The sequence below is a fragment of the Streptomyces sp. NPDC005402 genome, assembly GCF_040606575.1.
In the GTDB taxonomy this organism is placed as follows: domain Bacteria; phylum Actinomycetota; class Actinomycetes; order Streptomycetales; family Streptomycetaceae; genus Streptomyces.
The window spans coordinates 149809-170559 of record NZ_JBEXFB010000017.1; the positions used below are offsets into that span (position 1 = coordinate 149809).

Annotated in this window: 22 protein-coding genes and 1 pseudogene; 7 read left to right on the plus strand and 16 right to left on the minus strand. The window is 69.6% G+C overall.

All coding sequences use genetic code 11. The annotated features are described in order from the left end of the window. From repSA to ABZT02_RS29895, 6 genes and pseudogenes are all read left to right on the plus strand, one after another. Nucleotides 1-1389 carry a replication initiator protein RepSA gene (repSA, locus tag ABZT02_RS29870; protein WP_356022833.1) on the plus strand — a complete coding sequence of 463 codons (1389 nt, stop codon included), beginning with the start codon at nucleotides 1-3 and terminating at the stop codon, nucleotides 1387-1389. A 1-nt stretch (nucleotide 1390) separates the two neighbouring features. Then, nucleotides 1391-1588 carry a helix-turn-helix domain-containing protein gene (locus tag ABZT02_RS29875; RefSeq protein ID WP_351805131.1) on the plus strand — a complete coding sequence of 66 codons (198 nt, stop codon included), beginning with the start codon at nucleotides 1391-1393 and terminating at the stop codon, nucleotides 1586-1588. Then, entirely contained in the window at nucleotides 1588-2823 is a 1236-nt protein-coding gene (locus ABZT02_RS29880) for a site-specific integrase (RefSeq protein WP_356022837.1), read from the plus strand. Before ABZT02_RS29875 ends, ABZT02_RS29880 begins: the two co-directional genes overlap by 1 nt. Nucleotides 2824-3120: 297 nt before the next feature. Then, the gene (locus tag ABZT02_RS29885) at nucleotides 3121-3369 is read left to right on the plus strand and encodes a hypothetical protein (protein WP_356022839.1); all 249 of its coding nucleotides are present in this window, start codon (nucleotides 3121-3123) and stop codon (nucleotides 3367-3369) included. Between the two features lie 139 nt (nucleotides 3370-3508). Continuing rightward, nucleotides 3509-4717 (plus strand): glycosyltransferase family A protein, encoded by a 1209-nt coding sequence (locus tag ABZT02_RS29890; RefSeq protein ID WP_356022975.1) that lies wholly within the window; start codon nucleotides 3509-3511, stop codon nucleotides 4715-4717. 12 nt (nucleotides 4718-4729) lie between these two features. Further along, nucleotides 4730-5121, plus strand: a pseudogene (locus ABZT02_RS29895) (replication initiator); the annotation flags it as partial. 510 nt (nucleotides 5122-5631) lie between these two features. Here ABZT02_RS29895 and ABZT02_RS29900 read toward each other — a convergent pair. From ABZT02_RS29900 to rpsB, 5 genes are all read right to left on the minus strand, one after another. After that, nucleotides 5632-6819: a phosphatidate cytidylyltransferase gene (locus ABZT02_RS29900; protein ID WP_356022842.1), complete on the minus strand. Its 1188-nt coding sequence runs from the start codon at nucleotides 6817-6819 to the stop codon at nucleotides 5632-5634. Continuing rightward, entirely contained in the window at nucleotides 6819-7376 is a 558-nt protein-coding gene (gene frr, locus ABZT02_RS29905; protein ID WP_356022844.1) for a ribosome recycling factor, read from the minus strand. Before frr ends, ABZT02_RS29900 begins: the two co-directional genes overlap by 1 nt. 148 nt (nucleotides 7377-7524) lie before the next feature. Next, on the minus strand, nucleotides 7525-8283 hold the full coding sequence (pyrH, locus tag ABZT02_RS29910) for a UMP kinase (protein ID WP_356022846.1): 759 nt from the start codon (nucleotides 8281-8283) through the stop codon (nucleotides 7525-7527). A gap of 187 nt (nucleotides 8284-8470) precedes the next feature. Further along, a complete protein-coding gene (gene tsf, locus ABZT02_RS29915; RefSeq protein ID WP_356022849.1) occupies nucleotides 8471-9307 on the minus strand; it encodes a translation elongation factor Ts in 837 nt (278 codons plus the stop codon). Between the two features lie 160 nt (nucleotides 9308-9467). Then, a complete protein-coding gene (rpsB, locus tag ABZT02_RS29920) occupies nucleotides 9468-10412 on the minus strand; it encodes a 30S ribosomal protein S2 (RefSeq protein ID WP_356022853.1) in 945 nt (314 codons plus the stop codon). Between the two features lie 272 nt (nucleotides 10413-10684). On the opposite strand from rpsB, the gene ABZT02_RS29925 reads away from it, so the two are divergent. Then, nucleotides 10685-11254 (plus strand): M23 family metallopeptidase, encoded by a 570-nt coding sequence (locus ABZT02_RS29925; protein ID WP_356022855.1) that lies wholly within the window; start codon nucleotides 10685-10687, stop codon nucleotides 11252-11254. A gap of 53 nt (nucleotides 11255-11307) precedes the next feature. Here the strand turns inward: ABZT02_RS29925 and ABZT02_RS29930 are convergent, their stop codons facing one another. The 11 genes from ABZT02_RS29930 to lepB (ABZT02_RS29980) form a co-directional block, all read right to left on the minus strand. Beyond that, nucleotides 11308-11865 (minus strand): helix-turn-helix domain-containing protein, encoded by a 558-nt coding sequence (locus ABZT02_RS29930; RefSeq protein ID WP_356022977.1) that lies wholly within the window; start codon nucleotides 11863-11865, stop codon nucleotides 11308-11310. Nucleotides 11866-11970: 105 nt separating this feature from the next. Further along, the gene (whiG, locus tag ABZT02_RS29935; RefSeq protein ID WP_356022858.1) at nucleotides 11971-12813 is read right to left on the minus strand and encodes an RNA polymerase sigma factor WhiG; all 843 of its coding nucleotides are present in this window, start codon (nucleotides 12811-12813) and stop codon (nucleotides 11971-11973) included. Nucleotides 12814-13056: 243 nt separating this feature from the next. Continuing rightward, entirely contained in the window at nucleotides 13057-14214 is a 1158-nt protein-coding gene (gene dprA, locus ABZT02_RS29940) for a DNA-processing protein DprA (RefSeq protein WP_356022860.1), read from the minus strand. Continuing rightward, nucleotides 14211-15836: a YifB family Mg chelatase-like AAA ATPase gene (locus ABZT02_RS29945; protein ID WP_356022862.1), complete on the minus strand. Its 1626-nt coding sequence runs from the start codon at nucleotides 15834-15836 to the stop codon at nucleotides 14211-14213. Before ABZT02_RS29945 ends, dprA begins: the two co-directional genes overlap by 4 nt. 1 nt (nucleotide 15837) lies before the next feature. After that, a complete protein-coding gene (locus ABZT02_RS29950) occupies nucleotides 15838-16200 on the minus strand; it encodes a YraN family protein (RefSeq protein ID WP_020138762.1) in 363 nt (120 codons plus the stop codon). 120 nt (nucleotides 16201-16320) lie between these two features. After that, nucleotides 16321-16629 (minus strand): DUF2469 domain-containing protein, encoded by a 309-nt coding sequence (locus ABZT02_RS29955; protein WP_003965949.1) that lies wholly within the window; start codon nucleotides 16627-16629, stop codon nucleotides 16321-16323. Nucleotides 16630-16685: 56 nt separating this feature from the next. Further along, complete coding sequence (locus ABZT02_RS29960; protein WP_356022865.1) at nucleotides 16686-17210, minus strand: NUDIX hydrolase; 525 nt, start codon at nucleotides 17208-17210, stop codon at nucleotides 16686-16688. Further along, complete coding sequence (gene lepB / locus ABZT02_RS29965; RefSeq protein WP_356022867.1) at nucleotides 17200-17973, minus strand: signal peptidase I; 774 nt, start codon at nucleotides 17971-17973, stop codon at nucleotides 17200-17202. Before lepB (ABZT02_RS29965) ends, ABZT02_RS29960 begins: the two co-directional genes overlap by 11 nt. Before the next feature lie 127 nt (nucleotides 17974-18100). Further along, a complete protein-coding gene (gene lepB / locus ABZT02_RS29970; RefSeq protein ID WP_356022870.1) occupies nucleotides 18101-19072 on the minus strand; it encodes a signal peptidase I in 972 nt (323 codons plus the stop codon). Then, a complete protein-coding gene (lepB, locus tag ABZT02_RS29975; RefSeq protein ID WP_356022872.1) occupies nucleotides 18960-20054 on the minus strand; it encodes a signal peptidase I in 1095 nt (364 codons plus the stop codon). Before lepB (ABZT02_RS29975) ends, lepB (ABZT02_RS29970) begins: the two co-directional genes overlap by 113 nt. Then, nucleotides 20047-20742, minus strand: a complete 696-nt coding sequence (gene lepB / locus ABZT02_RS29980) for a signal peptidase I (RefSeq protein ID WP_356022874.1) — start codon at nucleotides 20740-20742, stop codon at nucleotides 20047-20049. The genes lepB (ABZT02_RS29975) and lepB (ABZT02_RS29980) overlap by 8 nt, the downstream gene beginning before the upstream one ends. Nucleotides 20743-20751: the final 9 nt, after the last annotated feature.

Genomic DNA, 20751 nt, shown 5'->3' on the forward strand with positions numbered 1-20751 from the left:
GTGACCGACACCGCCACCATGGCGGGCCTGGACCCGGCCACCCTCGCCGACGTGCTGAGGCTGGCCGGGTCCACCGGCTTCGACCGCATCCAAGACCAGATCCGCCGTACCGGCGGCTGCTCCGACCCCATCCACCTGCAAGGTTCCACGGTCACCCGCGACGCTGCCTCTGGACAGATCCTGCACTCCTACTCGACCGACACGGAGCCGGGCGGGCGGCTTCGGATCGCGTGCGGCAACCGGCGGGCCTCCCGTTGCCCCTCGTGCGCCTGGACCTACGCCGGAGACACCTACCACCTCATCCGCGCCGGACTCGTCGGCGACCCTGCCAAGGGGACTCCGCACACGATCCGGGATCACCCGAGGGTCTTCGCCACCCTCACCGCGCCCTCGTTCGGCCGGGTCCACAACCGGCCCGATACCGGCCGCTGCCGCTGCGGCGTGCGGCACTCCGAGGATGCTGCCGAGCTGGGCACCCCGCTGGACCCGGCGACCTACGACTACGCGGGCGCGGTGCTGTGGAACAACCATGCCTCCGAGCTGTGGCGCTACTTCACGATCTACCTCCGCCGCGAGGTCGCCAAGCGGGCCGGACTCACACAGAAGGATGCCCGCGAACAGTCCCGGGTCTCCTTCGGCAAGGTCGCCGAATACCAAAAGCGAGGCGCCGTGCACTTCCACGCCGTGATCCGCTTCGACGGCCCGGACGGGCCCGACTCCCCGCCCCCGGCCTGGGCCACCCTCGAACTCCTCACCGAGGCGATCCGCGGCGCCCGCAAGCGCGTTGCCGTCGACGTCCCCCCTGCTGGTGACCAGCCTGCCCGCACGCTGCGCTGGGGCGTCAAGCTCGACGTCCAGCCGATCAAAGCCTTCGGGGGCGGAGAAGACATCACCGAACAGAAGGTCGCCGCCTACGTCGCCAAGTACGCCACCAAGGCCGCTGAGACCACCGGCACGGTTGATCGTCGGATCGGCAACAAGGAAGCCCTGGTCCTGCTCGACGTGCCCGACCACCCCGCCCGACTGATCGCTGCTTGCCTCGACCTCCACGCGCTGTACCCGGACCGAAAGCTGCGGGACTGGGCCCACATGCTCGGCTTCCGCGGCCACTTCTCCACCAAGTCCCGCCGCTACTCCACCACCCTCGGCGCCCTCCGACAGACCCGCGCCGACTACCGCGCCACCCAACAACGCCAAGCCCTCAGCCTGCCCGACCCCGACGACGAAGAGGCAACCACTCTGACCCTCGCCCACTGGTCCTACGCCGGACACGGCCACACCCCCGGCGAATCCTGGATCGCCGCCAACATCCGCCGCGACCTACAACACAACCGCGAGACCGCCCGCGAGGAACTGCCGTACCTGTTGGCCGACGAAAGGGAGTGGTGACATGTCCTCCGAGCTGCCGAGCCGCTTCCTGACCCCCGACGACCTGGTCGACATGTTCGAGCTGCCCAGCGTCGAGACGGTCTACCAGTGGCGCCGCAAGCGCACCGGTCCCCGTGGCTTCCGCGTCGGCCGGCACCTGCGCTTCGACCCGAACGACGTACGGGCCTGGGTGGACTCCCAGCTTGGGGAGGCTGCCTGATGGCCGGTCACATCCAAGACCGCTGGTACAAGACAGAACCAGGTCCGGACGGCAAGCCCATGAGAGTCAAGGCCGAGCGCTACGGCAACGGTCTCCGCTACCGGGCCCGGTACGTCGGACCGGACGGCACCGAGAAGAGCAAGTCCTTCCCCGACCGTCAGAAGCGCCGGGCGGAAGAGTGGTTGTCCGAGACCGCTGCCGACATGTCCCGTGGTCAGTACGTCGATCCCAGGGCTGCCCGGACGACCTTCCAGCAGTACGCGGAACGCTGGATCGCCGGGCAGACGACCGACCTGAACACCCGCATCGGAGCGGAGACCCGGCTGCGGCTGCACGCGTTCCCTCGGATCGGGGCGCGTCCGCTCGGGTCCTTCCGCCCGGTCCACATTCGCGAGTTCGTGCGCGACCTGGAGAACGACTCGATAGGCGGCACGTACGCCCGCAACATCTACGCCAACGTCCGCGCGGTGCTGTCGGCCGCCGTGGATGACGGTCACCTCGCCCGGAACCCGTGCTCGGCTGCGTCGGTCCGCCCGCCCGCCGTCTCCACCGCCCGGGTGGTGCCCTGGCTCCCGTCCCAGGTGCGTGCGGTCCGCGACGCGCTGCCCGAGCGTTACCGAGCCATGGTCGACGTAGGTAGCGGCTGCGGTCTCCGACAAGGCGAGATCATCGGCCTGGCCGAGGACGCCATGCAGCCCGACGGCATCACGCTTCGTGTCACCACTCAGGTCAAGTTGATCCGTGGCGTCGCCGTCTTCGCTCCGCCCAAGGGCAACAAGGAGCGGGACGTACCTCTGCCTTCCTCGGTCGCCACTGCCTTGCGGCGGCACATGAAGAGTCACCCGCCCGTGGACATCAAGCTGCCGTGGGGCAGGCCGGACGGCCCTCTCACCGAGCGGCGCCTGATCTTCACGAACACAGTCGGCGGGATCGTCTGGCGGAGCAACTTCAACGTCCATGAGTGGAAGCGCGCTCTTGCCGTGGCCGGCCTCATCCCGACGCCGGAATCCGGGAAGCCGTACGCCTCCGCCCGGCAGCACGGGATGCACGCGCTTCGCCACTTCTACGCCTCGGTCCTCCTGGATGCGGGCGAGAGCATCAAGGCCGTGAGCGAGTACCTCGGCCACGCCGATCCGGCGATGACGCTGCGGGTGTACGCCCATCTGATGCCCAGCAGCAGCGAGCGGGCTCGCCGGGCCCTGGACGTCGTCTTCGGCACGGCCCAGGAGCCCTGACGGCCCAGGGACGGCCCAGCGGGCACAAGAGAGCCCCCTACTGGCGACAACATCGCTGGTAGGGGGCTTCTTCGTGCCCGGATCACATCAGTTCTCCGGGCTTAGGCATAGCTGTACCAGTGTCGCAGATCCAAATGAGTGACCTGGGGCTGTGGCTCTCTACGACTGTCGTTACGTAGTCGCAACGCCGACACCGACACCGACGGTGCGGCCGACGGCGGTGACCAGGGCCAGCGGGCGGGCGGCGGACGGGATTCGGCCGAGGAGGCGGGCTTGTCTGGGCATCACCAAGGGCAAGTGGGGCACACTCCTCGACGCCCTGACGGATCTCAAGGCCCTCTACGACGCGGACGCGCCCCTCGACCGCGGCTGCCCGCGCTGGTCGGCGAGCATCCGAGGCGCCACACCGGCCGGACCCTGCGTGGACTGTGCCAGGACATGCACGACCACCTGCGTTCGTCCGGTCTCGTCGAGCTGCTGGAAACCGTCTTCCGGCAGTTACCGGAGCCGGTCGCCCCGCCGCTGGTGTGCGCTACCAGCAGCTGATCTGCGGCGGCACGCCCCGCGTCCGGTCGCGCACCGCAAGGCCCGCCCGGAGCCAATCGGAAGGTTTCCTACCTGTAACGATATCCGGATTGTGCAATTCCGGACAACCAATGTTCAGAACCGGTTGTCTCGTTGTTTGATGAATAGCCAACCTGAGCCCGACGTCACGGTAATCGTCGGCGCATATCAAGCCATGCCCTATCTCGTTCGCTGTCTGGAATCGGTCGAGCGTCAGTCACTGGGCGCTGACCGAATGGAGATCGTCGCCATCGACGACGGGTCGAGCGACGGCACGGGGGAATACCTGGAGGAATTCGCCGCCGCGTCGAAGATGCCCACCAGGGTGGTGCGGCAGGCCAACTCCGGCGGCCCCAGTGGTCCGCGCAATGTCGGCCTGGAGCTGGCCCGCGGCCGCTATGTGTTCTTTCTGGACGCCGATGACTACCTCGGGGACGAAGCCCTGGAGCGGCTGGTCGCGATGGCCGACCGGGCCGGCACGGATGTGGTGCTCGGCAAGATGGAGGGCGTCAACCGCGGCGTCCCGCGGTCGATGTTCGGCCGCACGCTGGAGCACGCCGATGTCGCCACGTCGATGGTCATCTTCACGCTGAGCGCCCAGAAGCTGTTCCGGCGGGAACTGATCCAGCGGCTGGGACTCAGGTTCGACGAGAGCCTCACCACCGGCGAGGACGCGCTCTTCACCATGGAGGCGTATCTGCGCGGCAACGGCGTGTCCGTCGTCGCCGACTACGTCTGCTACTACCTCGTCAACCGCGACGACGGCAACCACGCGACCCGGAGAGGCGACTACACGGCCCGCTTCACCGCGATCCACGCGCTGATGGACCTGATCGCGAGACTCGTGCCGCCCGGCGCCAAGCGCGATCAGCTGATGGTCAGGCCCTTCACGGTCGGGCTCTTACAGCAATTCGGCCCCGCACTGCTGAGACAGCCGGAAAGCGAGCAGCTGCACAGAATGGAACTGGCCGCTCCGATGGCGGCGTACTGGACCCGGGGCCTGTCCGACCGAATAAAGGTCGGTGAACGGCTGATTCTCACCTGTGTCGCCACGGGCAAGCTGGATCCGTTGAAGAATATCCTGGAATTCGTCCGGGCCAAGACAGTGCCGGGAGTGGTCCGGCACGGCCGGGCCGGCCGGCTCCACCTCGTCTATCCGCATTTCCGTGACCGGCTGGTGGGTATTCCCGATCACGCGTACGCGGTGACCGTACCGGACTGGTCGGGCAGTCGGCGGGTCATGCCCTCGTCGAAGCCGCGCCCGTCGGCCGCCCGGCGGACCGCGCGGAAGGTCCGCAGACGCCTCCGGCGGATCCGCGCCCGCAGGTGATCCCTCCGGACCCGCATCGACGGCCCCGACGGACCAGACACCCCGCCCCCGGCCTGGGCCACCACGCAGCTGCTCGACGACGCGATACGCGCCGCCGCCGCACACGCCTACACCTCGGTCGCGGCCCCGGCCGGGCCGACCACCCCGCCCGCACCTCCCGCCATCAAGGCCTTCGGCGACGGCTCCGACATCACTGCATCACTGAGCAAGCCGTCGCCTCCCACGTCGCCAAATACGCCACCAAAGCGGCCGAGAACACCGGAACCCTCGATCGCCGCATCGGCGAACTCCCCGAACTCGACCGCCTCGGCGTGCCCGACCACGCCCGTCGCCTCATCGAGGCATGCAAGACCCTCGACCCGCTCTACCCGGACCGCCGCCAGTGGACCTGGGCGCACATGCTGCGTAGTGGGTGGCATTCAGCCGCAGCCGGTCGCTGTCGCTCCTGAGCACGTCCGGAAGGTGCCCGAGCGCCTTGACGGTGTTGTCCTGCAGCTGCCGGTACTTCTCCGTCGCCCCTCACAGATTCCCAGCAGCCCGAACGCCTGCCCGATCTCCGCCGCGCTTCCCGAGAACGACCCGATGGGCCCGGCAAGCCCCGTCGCCTCCCGGTCGAACCTGCCCGCCAGATCCGTCGACGTCTCGGGGTCCACCCCGAACTGCTCGCTCATCCCGCTCCCCCGTTCGAAAGCCGACGCGACGGTCAGCATCCCGGACGAGGTCCCGCGGAAACGGCTCCTTCTACGTCTGCGAAGCAAGGCCTGACACACAATGTGCGCCCACCCGGTCTGCACCGTGCCCGCCTTGGCGCAGTGCAAAGAGCTCCTGTGCCCTCAACGACCCGGCCCCCGCCCTGAGAACAGGACGGGGGCCGAAAAGCCGTACAGGAAGAGCCGTACGCAGGAACCGCGCGATCAGCCGGACCCCACGAACAGCACCAGCAACAGCCACACCACTGGCGCCGTCGGCAGCAGGGAGTCCAGGCGGTCCATGATGCCGCCGTGGCCCGGCAGGAGCGTACCCATGTCCTTGATGCCGAGGTCCCGCTTGATCATCGACTCGCCGAGGTCACCCAGCGTCGCGCTGGCCGCGACCGCGAGCCCGAGCAGCAGACCCTGCCACCAGGCACCGTCGTCGATCAGGAACTCCATGCACAGCGCGCCCGCCGCCATCGCGAACGCCACCGCTCCGACCAGGCCCTCCCGGGTCTTGCCGGGGCTGATGCGCGGCGCGAGCTTGTGGGTGCCGAAGCGCCAGCCGACCGCGTAGGCGCCGGTGTCGCTGACGACGGTCAGGAGCAGGAAGGTCAGGACGCGTGCCGCCCCGTCCTCGGCCGTCAGCATCATGGCGACGAACGTGGCCAGGAACGGGACGTAGAACGCCGCGAAGACAGCCGCCGTGACGTCCTTGAGATAGCCCTCCGGCGGTTCCGTCATCCGCCAGACGAGGACGGCGAGCGCCGTGAGCGCCATGGCGACCCAGGCGCCCTCGGCGCCGCGGACGTACCCGGCGACGACCATCGCGGCCCCGCCGAGCGCCAGCGGGACCAGAGGTGCCTTAATGCCCTTGCGCTCCTGCAGCCTGCTGGTCAGCTCCCACAGACCGACCACCACGGCGACCGCTATCACGCCGACGAACGCGGCTTTGACAAAGAACAGCGACGCGACGATCACCACGCCGAGTCCGACCCCGACCCCTATGGCCGCGCCCAGGTCCCGCCCCGCGCTCTTCTTCTGCGGCGCGGGTGCCGGCTGCGGGGCGTCGGGCATGGGCTCCGGATTCTGCTTCTGCGGCGCCGCCGCGTAGGGCTGCGCCGATGCGGTCTCTTCACGGAACGTCTCGCTCCGGAACGCCTCGTCCCGGAACGCCTCGTCCCGGAACAAGGGACCGCTCAGCCGAGCGGTCCCCCGGTCGTCATCCTGGTCGTCGTCGCCATAGCGAGGTACAGCCGGTCCGTCGGGCACGGTGGGCATGGGGCGAGTGTGCTGCGCGTCATGCGCATCGTACGCGGAACCCGCCGGGGCAGCCCCCTGGACAGGCCCCTGGTCGGACGGCCCCCAGTACCCGGTGTGTGGCGGCGTCGCCCAGGAAGAGTCGTTCATCAGACCTCGAGAAGCTCCGCTTCCTTGTGCTTGAGGAGCTCGTCCACCTGAGCGACGTACTTGTGCGTCGCGTCGTCGAGCTCCTTCTCCGCACGACGGCCCTCGTCCTCGCCGACCTCGCCGTCCTTGACGAGCTTGTCGATCGCGTCCTTGGCCTTGCGGCGGACCGAGCGGATGGACACGCGCGAGTCCTCGGCCTTGCTCCTGGCCACCTTGATGTAGTCGCGGCGGCGCTCCTCGGTCAGCTCGGGGAACACCACTCGGATGATGTTGCCGTCGTTGCTCGGGTTGACGCCCAGGTCGGAATCGCGGATCGCCTGTTCGATGTTGCGCAGGGCGGTCTTGTCGAACGGGGTCACCACGGCCATGCGCGGCTCCGGCACGGAGAACGAAGCCAGCTGGTTGATCGGCGTCGGCGCACCGTAATAGTCGGCCACGATCTTGTTGAACATCGCCGGGTGCGCACGCCCGGTGCGAATCGCGGCGAAGTCCTCCTTGGCGACCACGACGGCCTTCTCCATCTTCTCCTCGGCCTCGAGGAGGGTCTCTTCGATCACCACTTGCTCCTGCGTGTCTTGAGTAGGCCCGGCTGCTGTTCCAAGTGCCTGGGGGCGGCGGCCGGCTGCGTCGCGTCTTCTTCCTGCACGGTTCCCGACCGGCAGGACATTGTCCATCCCCCGGTCAGGGACCGGGTGTATCCCCGGGTCAGTCCCGGCTGCCCTGCTCACCCACCAGCGTGCCGATCTTCTCACCCTTGACGGCTCGCGCGATATTTCCCTCCGTCAGGAGCTCGAAGACCACGATCGGGAGCTTGTTGTCGCGGCACAGCGTGACGGCCGTGGCGTCGGCGACCTTCAGGTCGCGGGTGATGACCTCGCCGTATCCGAGGGAGTCGAACTTGACCGCGTCGGGGTTGGTCTTCGGGTCGGAGTCGTAGACCCCGTCCACGCCGTTCTTGCCCATGAGCAGCGCCTCGGCGTCGATCTCCAGGGCGCGCTGCGCGGCGGTGGTGTCGGTGGAGAAGTACGGCATGCCCATACCGGCGCCGAAGATGACCACACGGCCCTTCTCCAGGTGGCGCACGGCACGCAGCGGGATGTACGGCTCGGCGACCTGGCCCATGGTGATGGCGGTCTGCACCCGGCTGTCGATGCCCTCCTTCTCCAGGAAGTCCTGGAGGGCGAGGCAGTTCATCACGGTGCCGAGCATGCCCATGTAGTCCGAGCGGGCGCGGTCCATGCCGCGCTGCTGGAGTTCCGCACCACGGAAGAAGTTGCCGCCGCCGATGACGACGGCGATCTCGGCGCCGTCCCGGACGACGGCGGCCATCTCACGAGCGATCTTGTGCACCACGTCGGGGTCCACACCCAGGCCCCCGCCACCGGCGAACGCCTCTCCGGACAGCTTCAGCAGAAACCGGCCGCGTACTTTGCCGTCGTCGCTCTTCTGGGCCTTGGTGGTCATGGGATCCCGCCTCTTTCACCTGTTGCACATACGAAGAAGGCCACTGCCGGTGGGAACTGGTTCGCATCCCATGCGCGGCAATGGCCTCCTCGTCAGATCTGCTGTCGTCCGCCACGCGCGTGCGTGGCGGCGTACCGGACGACTGCTGACGACCCTATAGGGCCCGCGCGTCGCTCGCGGTACGGACTCAGATGCCGACCTTGATACGCGTGAAGCGCTTCAGGGTGACACCGGCCTCGTCCAGGACCTTCTGGACCGACTTCTTGGGGTCGAGCGCGTACGGCTGACCGAGCAGCGTGGCGTCCTTGAAGAAGCCGCCCACGCGACCCTCGACGATCTTGGCGATCGCGGCCTCGGGCTTGCCCTCGGCGCGGGTGGTCTCCTCGGCGATACGGCGCTCGGACTCGACGACCTCGGCCGGCACGTCCTCCTTGGAGAGGTACTTCGGCGCGAAGGCCGCGATGTGCTGGGCGACACCGCGAGCGGTCTCCGCGTCCGGCTTGTCCAGCTCGACGAGGACACCGATCTGCGGGGGCAGGTCGGGCATCGTGCGGTGCATGTACGCGGACACGTAACCGTCGGCGAACTGCGCGAAGCGGTCCAGGACGATCTTCTCGCCGAGGTTGGCGTTGGCCTCGTCCACGAACGCCTGAACGGTCTTGCCGGCCTCGATCTCGGAGGCGAGCAGGGCCTCCAGGTCGGCCGGGGAGGTCGCGGCGACGTGCTGCGCGATCTTGTCGGCGACGGCCTGGAACTTCTCGCCCTTGGCGACGAAGTCCGTCTCGCACTTCAGCTCGACCAGGACACCGGAGGAGTTGTCGTCGGCGATGATCGAGACCACGGCGCCGTTCTCGGCGGAGCGGCCCTCGCGCTTGGCGACGCCCTTCTGGCCCTTGATGCGGAGCGCCTCTACGGCCTTCTCGACGTCGCCCTCGGCCTCGTCCAGCGCCTTCTTGCAGTCCATCATTCCGGCGCCCGTGAGCTCACGGAGCTTCTTGACGTCGCCGGCGGTGTAGTTCGCCATGAGTCTGTGAATCTTTCTCGAAGTCTGGAAGATCGAAGATCTACGGGGTCTGCGGCCCCCCATACAGCCAGGGGCCGCCGACTCTCCGCTGACCTACGGGTGAACGGCGGGAGCGGAGTTCATACCCCCGCTCCCGCCGTCACCTTCTGACGCTGACGGGTCAGGCCTGCTCGGCGTCCGCGGCCGGAGCGGCCTCGGCGGGAGCCTCGGCAGCAGGAGCCTCAGCCTCGGTGGCCTCGGCGGCCGGAGCCTCGGCCTCGGCCTCGGCGGCGGGGGCCTCAGCAGCAGGGGCCTCGGCCGCCTCCGCGGCGGGAGCCTCCTCGGCCTTCTTCTCGCCGCCCTCGAGCAGGTCGCGCTCCCACTCGGCGAGCGGCTCGCCCGCGGCCTTCTCGCCCTTGTCACCGGTGGCGACGCGCGAGCGGGAGATGAGGCCCTCGGCGACGGCGTCGGCGATCACGCGGGTGAGCAGCGTGACGGAGCGGATCGCGTCGTCGTTGCCGGGGATCTTGTAGTCGACCTCGTCGGGGTCGCAGTTGGTGTCGAGGATGGCGACGACCGGGATGTTGAGCTTCCGGGCCTCGCCGACCGCGATGTGCTCCTTCTTGGTGTCCACGATCCAGACGGCGCTGGGCACCTTGGACATCTCGCGGATACCACCGAGGGTCTTCTCCAGCTTGGCCTTCTCGCGCGAGAGCACGAGAAGCTCCTTCTTGGTCAGACCGGAGGCGGCGACGTCCTCGAAGTCGATCTGCTCGAGCTCCTTGAGGCGCTGCAGACGCTTGTAGACGGTCGAGAAGTTGGTGAGCATGCCGCCCAGCCAGCGCTGGTTGACGTAGGGCATGCCGACGCGGGTGGCCTGCTCGGCGATGGCCTCCTGCGCCTGCTTCTTCGTGCCGACGAACATGACCGTGCCGCCGTGGGCGACGGTCTCCTTGACGAACTCGTAGGCGCGGTCGATGTACGACAGCGACTGGAGCAGGTCGATGATGTAGATGCCGTTGCGCTCCGTGAAGATGAAGCGCTTCATCTTCGGGTTCCAACGACGGGTCTGGTGACCGAAGTGGACGCCGCTTTCCAGCAGCTCCCGCATCGTGACGACGGCCATGGCCGTTCTCCTTGGTGTTCTCGGTTGTACCGCGGGTACCGGAGGGCACTCGCGCCTGACGCCCGCGACGCGCCTTGCCGCAAAGGACCGAGAGGCGCTGACACCGACCGCGTGACGGCCAGATGTCGGGGCGTGCGAAGTCGACCCGGTGACCCGGATCGCCAGAAGAAGTGTACGGGACCGCCGGGGTACCGGTTGACGCCGCTGTCCACAACCGGGGAGTAATCCACAGGTGCCGGCCGTGACACGGCCGGGTGCGGCACGGTTCGGGGATGCGAGCGAAACGATGTGCGGGTACGGCGCTGGGGTTGCTGCTGCCGGCCCTGGCAGCTCTGCCGCTTCACCCACCGACCCCACCGACCCCTCTGAAGCCGACGGGCACGGACGTCTCGGTACCGGTGGTGGGCCGCACCTGGCCCGTGGGCACCCGCCCGGCGGTCCTACGCGGCTGGGAGCCCCCGGCGACGACGTACGGCCCCGGCCACCGCGGTGTGGACCTGGCGGCCCCTCCGGGCACCCCGGTACGAGCGGTGGCACCGGGCCGGGTGTCCTTCGCGGGCCGGGTGGCGGGAAAGGGCGTGATCTCGGTGGAACTGACAGGAACGGACCTGCGGACGACCTACGAGCCGGTGACGGCGTCGGTACGGAAGGGCGACGAGGTGGAGGCGGGCGAGACGGTGGGAACAGTGGACGCCACGGTCTCCCACTGCACGGCTGTGTGCGTGCACTGGGGCCTACGCAGAGGCGAGACCTACCTCGACCCGCTCTCCCTGCTCCCGCCGTGGCTCCTGCGCAGGGGCCCGTCGAGACTGCTCCCCGTACTCGATGTGCCCCTGCCCTGACCGCGGGCACCCCGCGAGCGCGGCCGCCCCCGCCGGCCCGGCGAGCGCAGGCCTCAGCCCCGGACACCCCGCAGCGCCATGGAAACCGCGACCTCGATGATGACCGACGGCTCCTCCGCCGCCCCCAGCTCGATCCGCCGCACCGCCGCGTCCACCACCCCCTGCACCAGCATCGCCGCCAGCCGAGGCTGCTCGTGCCCCATCTCTGCGAGCGCCTCGACGATCATCGCGACCAGTCCGCCGTGCGCCGCCCGGATCTTCTCCCGGGCCCCTGCGTCCAGCTCGCTCGCGGAGATGGCGACGACGGCCCGGTGCCACCGGTCCCCCACCAGCGTCAGCTGCCGGCGCACATACGCCTCGACCTTGGCCTCCGCCCCCTGCGCCGAGGCCATCGCCGCCGAGACCTCCGCGGCCCACACCGGGAAGTCGACCTGGCACAGCTCCTCGACCACGGCGGCCCTCGACCGGAAGTACTCGTACACGGACGACCGCGCGAGCCCCGTCCGTTCGGCGAGAGCCGGGAAGGTCAGCGCCTCCGTCCCGCCCTCGGACAGCAAAGAGCGAGCCGCGTCCAGCAGGGCGGCTCGCTGCATCGACCGGTGCTCGGCCACGGAGGCCGCTCGAATCCTTGGCACGTCAACCACTGTACGGACGCGCCACTCCGGGCGGGAGTCACTCCGCCCGACCGGCCGCGACGGGCAGGCGGTCCGGCCAGGTCAGCGACCGAAACTGGCCAGCTTGGCCCGTAGCTGCAGCACGGATTTGGTGTGGATCTGACTGACCCGGCTCTCGGTCACTCCCAGCACGTTCCCGATCTCGGCGAGCGTGAGCCCCTCGTAGTAGTACAGGGTCACGACGGTCTTCTCCCGCTCGGGCAGCGTGTTGATGGCCCGCGCGAGGAACCGTCTGAGCTCCCGGTCCTCGGCGACCTCCACGGGGTTGTCCGCGGCGGTGTCCTCCAGCGTGTCCATGAGGCTCAGCCGGTTGCCGCCCTCGCCGCCGACGTGCAGCAGTTCCTCCAGCGCCACCACGTTGGCCAGCGACAACTGGCTGAAGACCGCGTGAAGATCGTCCACCGCGATCCCCAGCTCGCCGGCGACCTCCCCCTCGGTCGGCGTACGTCGCAGCCGCGCCTCCAGCGTCGCGTAAGCCCGCTCGACGTTGCGCGCCTTCTGCCGCACGGACCGCGGGATCCAGTCCAGCGCCCGCAGTTCGTCGATCATCGCGCCCCGGATCCGGGTGATCGCGTACGTCTCGAACTTGATCTCCCGGTCGATGTCGAACTTCTCGATCGCATCGATGAGCCCGAAGACCCCCGAGGAGACGAAGTCCGCCTGCTCGACGTTGGGCGGCAGCCCGACGCTCACCCGCCCGGCCACGTACTTCACGAGCGGGGAGTAGTGCAGGATCAGCTGCTCTCGCAGCCGTTCGTCCCCCGTCGTCTTGTACGACCGCCACAGCTCGTCGAGCGTCGAGGGAGCCGGCGGCCGCACGCCGCCACCGTCACGGGCGGCTGGGGGGATGGCCGCCCGGTCGGACCCGGAAGTGTGCTGGGGCATTCGTCGCCTTGTGCCGTTCTGCCTGAAGTACGCGATGTACGTGGAGTGCGTCGGAAACCCCGTGAGCGTAGCGTGACTGAAGAGTCGCAGTGCGCAAACAGCGTGTCCGGGTTCACGCCCGGACACGTTTCGCGGGCCGCTCCCGTGAGGCAAGGTCGTCGCGCTGTGTGATCAACGAAAATCCCCAACTGCGGGAATTCCCCAGGTCCTTCGGGGTTCCCCCGGACGGCCGAACACGCTCGGTCAGCACGGGCCACGGCCGCCCCGGACGGAGATCATCGCCTGGCGTGTCAACTTCCAGCCGTCGCCGTGTCGTTCGACGTAACCAAGTGAACGGAGTTCGTACAGTCTCGCGACGGCGTCGTCCCGGGTCGTCTGCGCACCGCGCGCGATCTCGTCCACGCCGGCCTCCCGCCGCGCGGGCAGTGCGGACAGGACCCTCCGTGCCTCCGGGTCCAGCAGATCGCGCGGCAGCACGGGTCCGCGCCGGTCGGGGGCCAGCTCCCCCATGTCGCCGACCAGCTCCACGACTTCCGCGGGGTCGGTGACCAACGTGGCGTCCCCGCGCAGCAGCTCGTGCACCCCCGCGGACAAGCTGCTGGTGGCCGGCCCGGGCACCCCCATCGTGTGACGGCCCAACCGCTGTGCCGCACGGGCGGTGACCAGTGAGCCGCTGCGGTGGGCGGCCTCGACGACCACGGTGCCCCGGGTGAGGGCGGCGATCACCCTGTTGCGCAGCACGAATCTGCTGGGCGTCGGATGATCGCCGGGTGGCAACTCCCCGATCACCAGACCCTGTTCGGCGATCCTGGTGATCAACTGGGTGTGTCCGCGCGGATAGGGCCGGTCGACCCCGCAGGCCAGGACGGCGACGGTGGCGCCGCCTGCGCCGAGGGCACCGCGGTGGGCGGCACCGTCGACCCCGTAGGCCCCGCCGGACACGACAACCCACCCGAGCTCGGCGAGCCCGGTGGCGAGGGTGGCCGCCATGTGGGCTCCGTACTCGGTACAGGCGCGGGCCCCGACGAGGGCGACGGACCTGAGCGCCCACATCCGCAGGCTGGGCCGCCCCCGCACCCACAGTCCGAGCGGCCGCGCGTCCCCGAGGTCGTCGAGCTGTCCCGGCCACTCGGCGCTCCCGGGAACGACGAACCGCGCCCCGGCCTCGTACGCGACGGCGAGATCCCGGCGCGGCTCGGCCACCTGGGCCCGGGCCCGCATTCCACCCCAGCGCTTCTCGCCGACCCCCGGCAACGGCTCCCCGTACCCGCGCAACCGCGAGGCCACCTCCGCCACACCCCGCTCCCGGACCCAGCGCCCCGCGGTCTCGTCGCCGGGCTCGACGACCCGGGCGAGGAAGACGCGGTCGAGCAGCTCCGCGTCGGGTTCGTCGCCGCTCATGTCAGCGCCCCGATGGCCATGGGCACGCCCCGGGGCACTCCGGTGCGCAGTTGCAGCGCCAGGGCGACGTCCGCCGCGTCCGGGCGGTCGTGTCCGACGAGGTCCGCGACGGTCCAGGCGACGCGCAGGACGCGGTCGAGCCCCCGGGCGGTCAGGACACCCCGCTCCAGATTGCGCTCGGCCTCGTCCATCGCCCCGGACACGGCGTGCCAGCGGCTGCGCAGCTCGCGTCCGGGCACCTCGCTGTTGGTCCGCCACGGGTTACCGGCGAAGCGCATCGCCGCCCGTTCCCTGGCGGCCCGGACCCGGTCGGCGACCACGGCGGTCGACTCGCCCCGGGCACCGCGTCCGGCAAGCTGGTCACGCGTGACACGGTCCACCTGCACGCGCAGGTCGACCCGGTCGAGCAGCGGGCCGGAGAGCCTGGCCTGGTAGCGGCGGACGGCCGAGGGCGGGCACTCGCAGAAGTCGTCCGTCTGCGAGAAACGACCGCAGGGGCACGGGTTGGCCGCGAGCACCATCAGGAACTTCGCCGGGAACCGTACGACACCCGCACTGCGCGCGATCACCACGTGCCCCGCCTCCAGCGGCTGCCGCAGCGCGTCGAGGGCCCGGGTGTTGAACTCGGGGGTCTCGTCCAGAAAGAGAACGCCTCGATGAGACAGCGACACCGCCCCGGGACGGGCGATACCGGGTCCGCCGCCGACGAGGGCCTGCATGGTGGCCGAGTGGTGCGGGGCGCAGTAGGGGGCGACGTCGATCAGGGGCTTGCCCGGTGGCAGCAGCCCCGCCACCGAGTGCACCGCCGTCACCTCGAGCGACTCCTCCCGGGCCAGCCGGGGCAGCACCGCGGGCAGCCGCTCGGCGAGCATCGTCTTGCCAGCGCCGGGCGGCCCCTCCAGGAACAGGTGATGGCCTCCGGCCGCCGCGACCTCCACGGCCGTCCGCGCCGAGGTCTGACCGACGACGTCGGCCAGATCGTGTCCATGGTCCTGCTGAGCGGCTCCGGAGCTGTGCATGCCGGTGGCCGCCCCCGTGCCCGGCACGCGCAGGCCGGCCAGCAGCGGATCGGGGCGGCCGGGCTCGTGCGGCTCCTCGTCGGGCACCGGTTCGTCCGCGAGGACCGCGATCAGTTGCCGCAGACTGCGTACGCCCAGCACGGAGACCCCGGGCACCAGCGAGGCCTCGGCCGCGGCGCACTCCGGCACGACGACCTGTACGTAACCGGCGTCCGCGGCGGCCAGCACCGCGGGCAGGATGCCCCGGACCGGACGCACCCTGCCGTCCAGGCCCAGCTCTCCGATCATCACGATGTCGGCGAGCACACGCGGGTCGATCCGCTCCGAGGCGCCCAGCACGGCGCATGCGACAGCCAGGTCGAATCCCGAACCCGCTTTCGGAACCGACGCCGGGCTGAGCCCCACCGTGAGCTTCTTCTGGGGCCATTCGCCCCCCGAGTTCACGACGGCCGCCCGGACCCGGTCCCGGCTCTCCGTCAGGCTCTTGTCCGGCAGCCCCACCAGTGTGAAGGCCGCGACCCCGGGCTCCAGGTCGGCCTGGACCTCGACCACGACCCCTTCGACGCCGACCAGCGCCACCGAGCACGTACGAGCGAAACCCATCTCAGGCCACCCCCCGCGCGTGCTCGACCACGGGCGCGCCGCGCCGGGGCAGGACGACGCCCACCAGGTCGATGCGGACGCCTCCCGGTGGCGCTCCTCCATGGGCGTGGATCCAGCAGGCGGCGAGGCCCCGCAGGCGCTCCGCCTTCTCGGGCGTCACCGCGGCCATCGGATGCTCGAAGGCACCCGTCCGGCGTGTCTTGACCTCGCAGACGACGAGGACCTCGCCGTCCCGCGCCACGATGTCGATCTCGCCGGTCCTGCCACAGCGCCAGTTGCGCTCCAGGACCGTCATCCCGGCCTCGGTCAGCCGCCGCGCGGCCAGACTCTCGCCGTACTTGCCGAGTGCACTGCGTGCGTTCATGTCGGCACCACCTCCGGCGCCAACGATCACGCAACCCCGCCCACCGAGTTGATCTTGGTGGACTACTCAGCGGTTGTGGAAAACCCCGTCACCCACACGAGTCACAGGACCGGGCCGGTCTCACCCGCCCGGCAGCTCCAGATCGCTCTTGTTCAGCTCCTCAATGTTCACGTCCTTGAACGTCAACACCCGAACCTGTTTCACGAAGCGAGCCGGCCGATACATGTCCCACACCCACGCATCCGCCATGGACACCTCGAAGAACACCTCACCCTGGACCGAGTGCACCTGCATCTCGTAGTCGTTGGTCAGGTAGAAGCGTCGCTCGGTCTCGATCACGTATTTGAACAGACCGACGACATCGCGGTACTCCCGGTAGAGCTTGAGCTCCATCTCGGTCTCGTACTTCTCGAGGTCCTCGGCGCTCATGGCATGTTCCCCTTCAGCCGTGCGATCCCACCATTGTGCGCCAGTCCCGTCAGCACCTAGACGATTTCGGTGTCGAGGGTCACGGGCCCGGCCGGAGGACCTTCGTCGAGCAGCCTGCGCAGCAGCTCGGCGAGTCTGGTCGGATACACCGTCTCATGTGCCTGGGTCAGTTCCCGACACGTCCACCAGCGCGCTCCGGCGACGCTGCGTCGCTCCAGCTCGGTCAGGGCCGTGGCCCGGGTGGCCGTCACCGTCGTACGGGCCAGGTAGTACCACTCGTCCTGGTCCCAGCGACGGCCCGCGAAGGGGAACGAGCACGTCCGCCGCCAGAGCACCGGCCCGAGTTCCACCTCGGTGATGCCGGTCTCCTCGGCGAGTTCCCGCAGAGCGGCCTCTTCACGGGTCTCGTCGCCCTCCAGTCCGCCGCCGGGCGTGAACCACCAGTCGTCGGAGGGATCGTCCGGCTCGTGCCCGTGCAGCAGCAGGATGCGGTCCTCGGGATCGAGCAGCACCACCCGGGCCACCTTGCGCAGCCCGCCTTCGGACGAGTCCCCGTACCCGGCCGACGCCTCAGCGGGCACCGACGGGCTCCGTCCGGACACGGGAGCGCCCGCCGAACAGCTTGGCCACGGGCCCGTACGCCCCGCCGCCCATGACCAGCACCCCGCCGGCGACGATCAGGAGGAAGATCGTACGCAGCGGGCCGGGCGAGGACGGGGCGCCGAGCGGTTCGAAGGCGGTGGGGCGCTCCAGCATGCCCTTCATGGGCCAGACGACGGCGTCCACACGAGCGGTCACGGCCGAGCGCGCCACGGTTCCCTGGGCCGCGTCGGTGAGGTGGGCGGAGGAGTCCAGCGAGCCCTGGCGCTCGTCGCCGAGCAGGAACAGGCGGCCCTTGGGCACCTTCACGGTCGGGATGGACTTGTCCTCCACCACGCTGCCCTTGAGATAGGTCTCGTCGATCTTCTTGCCGTTGACGGTCAGCTTCCCGTCCGTGCAGCACGAGACCGTGTCACCGCCGACCGCGACGACCCGCTTGACCACGGGCGCGTTGGACACCCAGGTCTTGTCGGTGAAGACGACGACATCGCCCCGGCGTACCTCGTCGCCGTCGACGCGCTGGGCCAGCACCCGGTCGCCGGCGTCGATCGTGGGCGTCATCGAACCGGTGGGCACGGTGTACGGCCGGTACAGCACCGCTCCCCAGGCGAATCCCCCGAGAAACAGCACCAGGCCCAGCACGACGGCCAGTCCGGACAGTCGCTGTCCGGTCCGGCTGCCCACTGGGCCCGTGCTGGTGCCTCCGCCGTGCGGGGCCGTACGTGTAGTGCTCTCGCCACCCATGGATCCGCACCCTACCCGGCGGTACCTGAGCGGGTCAGCCCCTCCTGCCCGGCCGGAGCGCCAAGCTCCGCAAAGCTTTCACCAGGCCCGTGGCAGTCCGGTGCCAGCCCGGTCGGCCGGGCGGTGCTCAGCGGGTCCGCTCGACGGCGGCCTTCCTGCGCCGCCACAGCGCCACCGGCACCACACCGACGAGGGCGATCCCCTGCGGCGCGACCGTCAGGGCGGCGGAGGCCGACGACTTGTCGTTGATGCCGGCCTGGTCGAAGGTGTCCGGCTTCGGCAGCGTGCCCCAGCGGTTGATCGGCCAGGCCTTGACGATGGCGCGGCCCACGACGTCGTCGACCGGGACCATGCCGTGGTGCTTGTCCGACTGGTTGTAGCGCGAGTCACGGGAGTTCTGCCGGTGGTCGCCCATCACCCAGATGTAGCCCTTGGGGACCTTCACGGTGAACTGGCCGCCCTGGTCGTCCTGGCTGCAGGGGGTGTTGCCGGCGTAGACGTACGACGCCTCGTCCAGCGCCTTGCCGTTGACCTTCAGCGGGCCGGTGCCCGAGCAGGAGACCGTGTCACCGCCCACGCCGATGACGCGCTTGATGAGGTCCTTCTCCTCCGCGGAGGGCATCAGACCGATCCAGGACAGGAACGTCTGTACGGCGTTCGGGTCGGCCGTGGGCTCGCCCGCCAGCCAGCTGTCGGGGTCGTGGAAGACGACGACCTCGCCGCGCTCGGGCTCCGAGCCGAACCACGGGGTGAGCTTGTCGACCAGCACGCGGTCACCCTGCTGGAGGGTGTTCTGCATCGAGTCGGAGGGAATCGAGAAGGCCTGCACCAGGAACGTCTTGATCAGCAGCGCCAGCACCAGCGCGATGCCGATCAGGATGGGTAGCTCCTTCCAGAAGGAGCGCTGCTTCTTCACCCCGGGGGCCGAATCGCCGGGCCCCCCTCCCCTGACCTCCGTCGCCGTACCGTCCTCGGTCGCCCCGGAGTCACTCCCGGAGGTCACGGCGCTGTCCGCGGCCGGGTCGGCTGCTTCCACGGGGCGTCCGCGGTGCTCCTCGCCGTCGTGCCCGGACCGTGCGCCAACCGCCACATCCCCCACGCCAACTCCTTACTCTGTGCCGCCGCCTGCCCCAAGTACGGCGCAGGCCCACCACTCCCATAACGAGCGGGAGTTCCGCAGGGCTCGGGAGTTGGATCGCTTCGTTCGGATCCTCGGGAGCAACCCTAAGCGACGCCTGGGAAGCTGCGGTCGCCCCGGACGCCGAGTCGGCAATGGAAGAGTAAGTTTTCGGTTCGTCCAGCATGTTCCAGTGGCCGAAAGGCCATGCGATGACCCTGGCCCGCCCCACCACCGAGTCCAGGGACACGGTGCCGCCGTAGTCGGTGTCCTGGTGCGAGCGGGAGTCCGCGGAGTTGGCGCGGTGGTCCCCCATCACCCACAGCCGCCCCTGGGGGACGGTGATGTCGAACTGCTGGGTGGACGGGGCGTTCCCGGGATACAGGTAGTCGCTCTCGCTCAGGGGGACGCCGTTGACGGTGATGCGGCCCTGCGGGTCACAGCACTTGACGCGGTCGCCGCCGACCCCGACGACCCGCTTGATCAGGTCTTTCTCGTTGTCGGACGGCAGCAGACCGATGAAGGTGAGCCCTTCCTTGACCTGCTTGACGACGACGGGGTCGTCCTTCTTCGTCGTGGTCTGCTCGTCCTGGAGCCAGCCGCCGGGGTCCTTGAAGACGACGACGTCCCCGCGCTTCGGCTCCGAGCCGAACCACGGGGTGAACTTGTCGACCAGGACGCGGTCGCCGATCTGGATCGTCTGCTCCATGGAGCCGGACGGGATGACGAACGCCTGGACGAGAAATGTCTTGAGGACCAGGGCGATCAGGACGGCCACGCCGACCAGGAGGGGTATCTCCTTGACCGCTCCGCGCCTTCTGCGCCGCTTGACCTTGCGCTGGAGCTTGCGTCGCTCCGCGCGCGAGCGGCCGCCCGCGGGGCTGGCGGAACGCCTCACGCCGGTGGGCAGCAGATTGTCGGCGGCGGTGCTCGACACACCGCGCGGTTTCCCGCGGTTACCCATGCGCGCCCTCCGCTGCGGGCACGCGCGCGTAGGCGGCGGAACGGGGCAGGCGGGTGGCGTGGCCGGCGGGCCAGATGATCCAGTCGGCCCGCCCGAGGACGTCGTCCACGGGGATCATGCCGCCGCCCGGTGAGCCCAGATGGTCCCGGGAATCGCTGGAGACGCTGCGGTGGTCGCCGAGGACGAACAGGGCGTCGTCGGGAACCTCGACGTCGAAGGGCACCGAGGAGGGGCTGTCGCCGGGGTACAGGAAGCCCGACTCGTCGACCGACCGGCCGTTCACCTCGATCCTCCCCTTCTTGTCGCAGCAGACCACATGGTCTCCACCCACACCCACAACCCGCTTGATGTAGTCCCCGTCCCCGAAATACCCGGTTCCGTCGAACACGACCACATCTCCCCGCCGCGGCTCGGCACCGAAACGGTACGCCAACCTATTTACGAGAACGCGGTCCCCGATCCTCAATCCGTTTTCCATGGATCCGCTAGGAATCTGGAAAGGTCTGACCACGAACGTACTGATCAGCAAAAGAAGGACCAGGCAGAGCAGCAGGGTCAGGGAGATCCGGCCGCCGGGCAGCCACTGGGTGATTCTCGCCACCAACGCGAAACGCGACCGTCCCTCCACGGCCCCCGGTTCGGGGCGGGAGGAGCGGTCGCGCTCCGTCGGCTGTGCTTCGGTGTCCATCGGAGCCAG

Excerpts from the sequence above, each read along its gene's own strand:
- ABZT02_RS29950 (WP_020138762.1), bottom strand. The coding sequence starts at position 16,200 with ATGAACGCACGCAGTGCACTCGGCAAGTACGGCGAGAGTCTGGCCGCG.
- lepB (WP_356022867.1), bottom strand. The coding sequence starts at position 17,973 with ATGGGTGGCGAGAGCACTACACGTACGGCCCCGCACGGCGGAGGCACC.
- rpsB (WP_356022853.1), bottom strand. The coding sequence starts at position 10,412 with ATGGCCGTCGTCACGATGCGGGAGCTGCTGGAAAGCGGCGTCCACTTC.
- ABZT02_RS29880 (WP_356022837.1), top strand. The coding sequence starts at position 1,588 with ATGGCCGGTCACATCCAAGACCGCTGGTACAAGACAGAACCAGGTCCG.
- ABZT02_RS29925 (WP_356022855.1), top strand. The coding sequence starts at position 10,685 with ATGCGAGCGAAACGATGTGCGGGTACGGCGCTGGGGTTGCTGCTGCCG.
- tsf (WP_356022849.1), bottom strand. The coding sequence starts at position 9,307 with ATGGCGAACTACACCGCCGGCGACGTCAAGAAGCTCCGTGAGCTCACG.
- ABZT02_RS29890 (WP_356022975.1), top strand. The coding sequence starts at position 3,509 with ATGAATAGCCAACCTGAGCCCGACGTCACGGTAATCGTCGGCGCATAT.
- pyrH (WP_356022846.1), bottom strand. The coding sequence starts at position 8,283 with ATGACCACCAAGGCCCAGAAGAGCGACGACGGCAAAGTACGCGGCCGG.
- dprA (WP_356022860.1), bottom strand. The coding sequence starts at position 14,214 with ATGAGCGGCGACGAACCCGACGCGGAGCTGCTCGACCGCGTCTTCCTC.
- lepB (WP_356022872.1), bottom strand. The coding sequence starts at position 20,054 with ATGGGTAACCGCGGGAAACCGCGCGGTGTGTCGAGCACCGCCGCCGAC.
- lepB (WP_356022874.1), bottom strand. The coding sequence starts at position 20,742 with ATGGACACCGAAGCACAGCCGACGGAGCGCGACCGCTCCTCCCGCCCC.
- whiG (WP_356022858.1), bottom strand. The coding sequence starts at position 12,813 with ATGCCCCAGCACACTTCCGGGTCCGACCGGGCGGCCATCCCCCCAGCC.
- ABZT02_RS29875 (WP_351805131.1), top strand. The coding sequence starts at position 1,391 with ATGTCCTCCGAGCTGCCGAGCCGCTTCCTGACCCCCGACGACCTGGTC.
- ABZT02_RS29955 (WP_003965949.1), bottom strand. The coding sequence starts at position 16,629 with ATGAGCGCCGAGGACCTCGAGAAGTACGAGACCGAGATGGAGCTCAAG.
- ABZT02_RS29945 (WP_356022862.1), bottom strand. The coding sequence starts at position 15,836 with ATGGGTTTCGCTCGTACGTGCTCGGTGGCGCTGGTCGGCGTCGAAGGG.
- ABZT02_RS29900 (WP_356022842.1), bottom strand. The coding sequence starts at position 6,819 with ATGAACGACTCTTCCTGGGCGACGCCGCCACACACCGGGTACTGGGGG.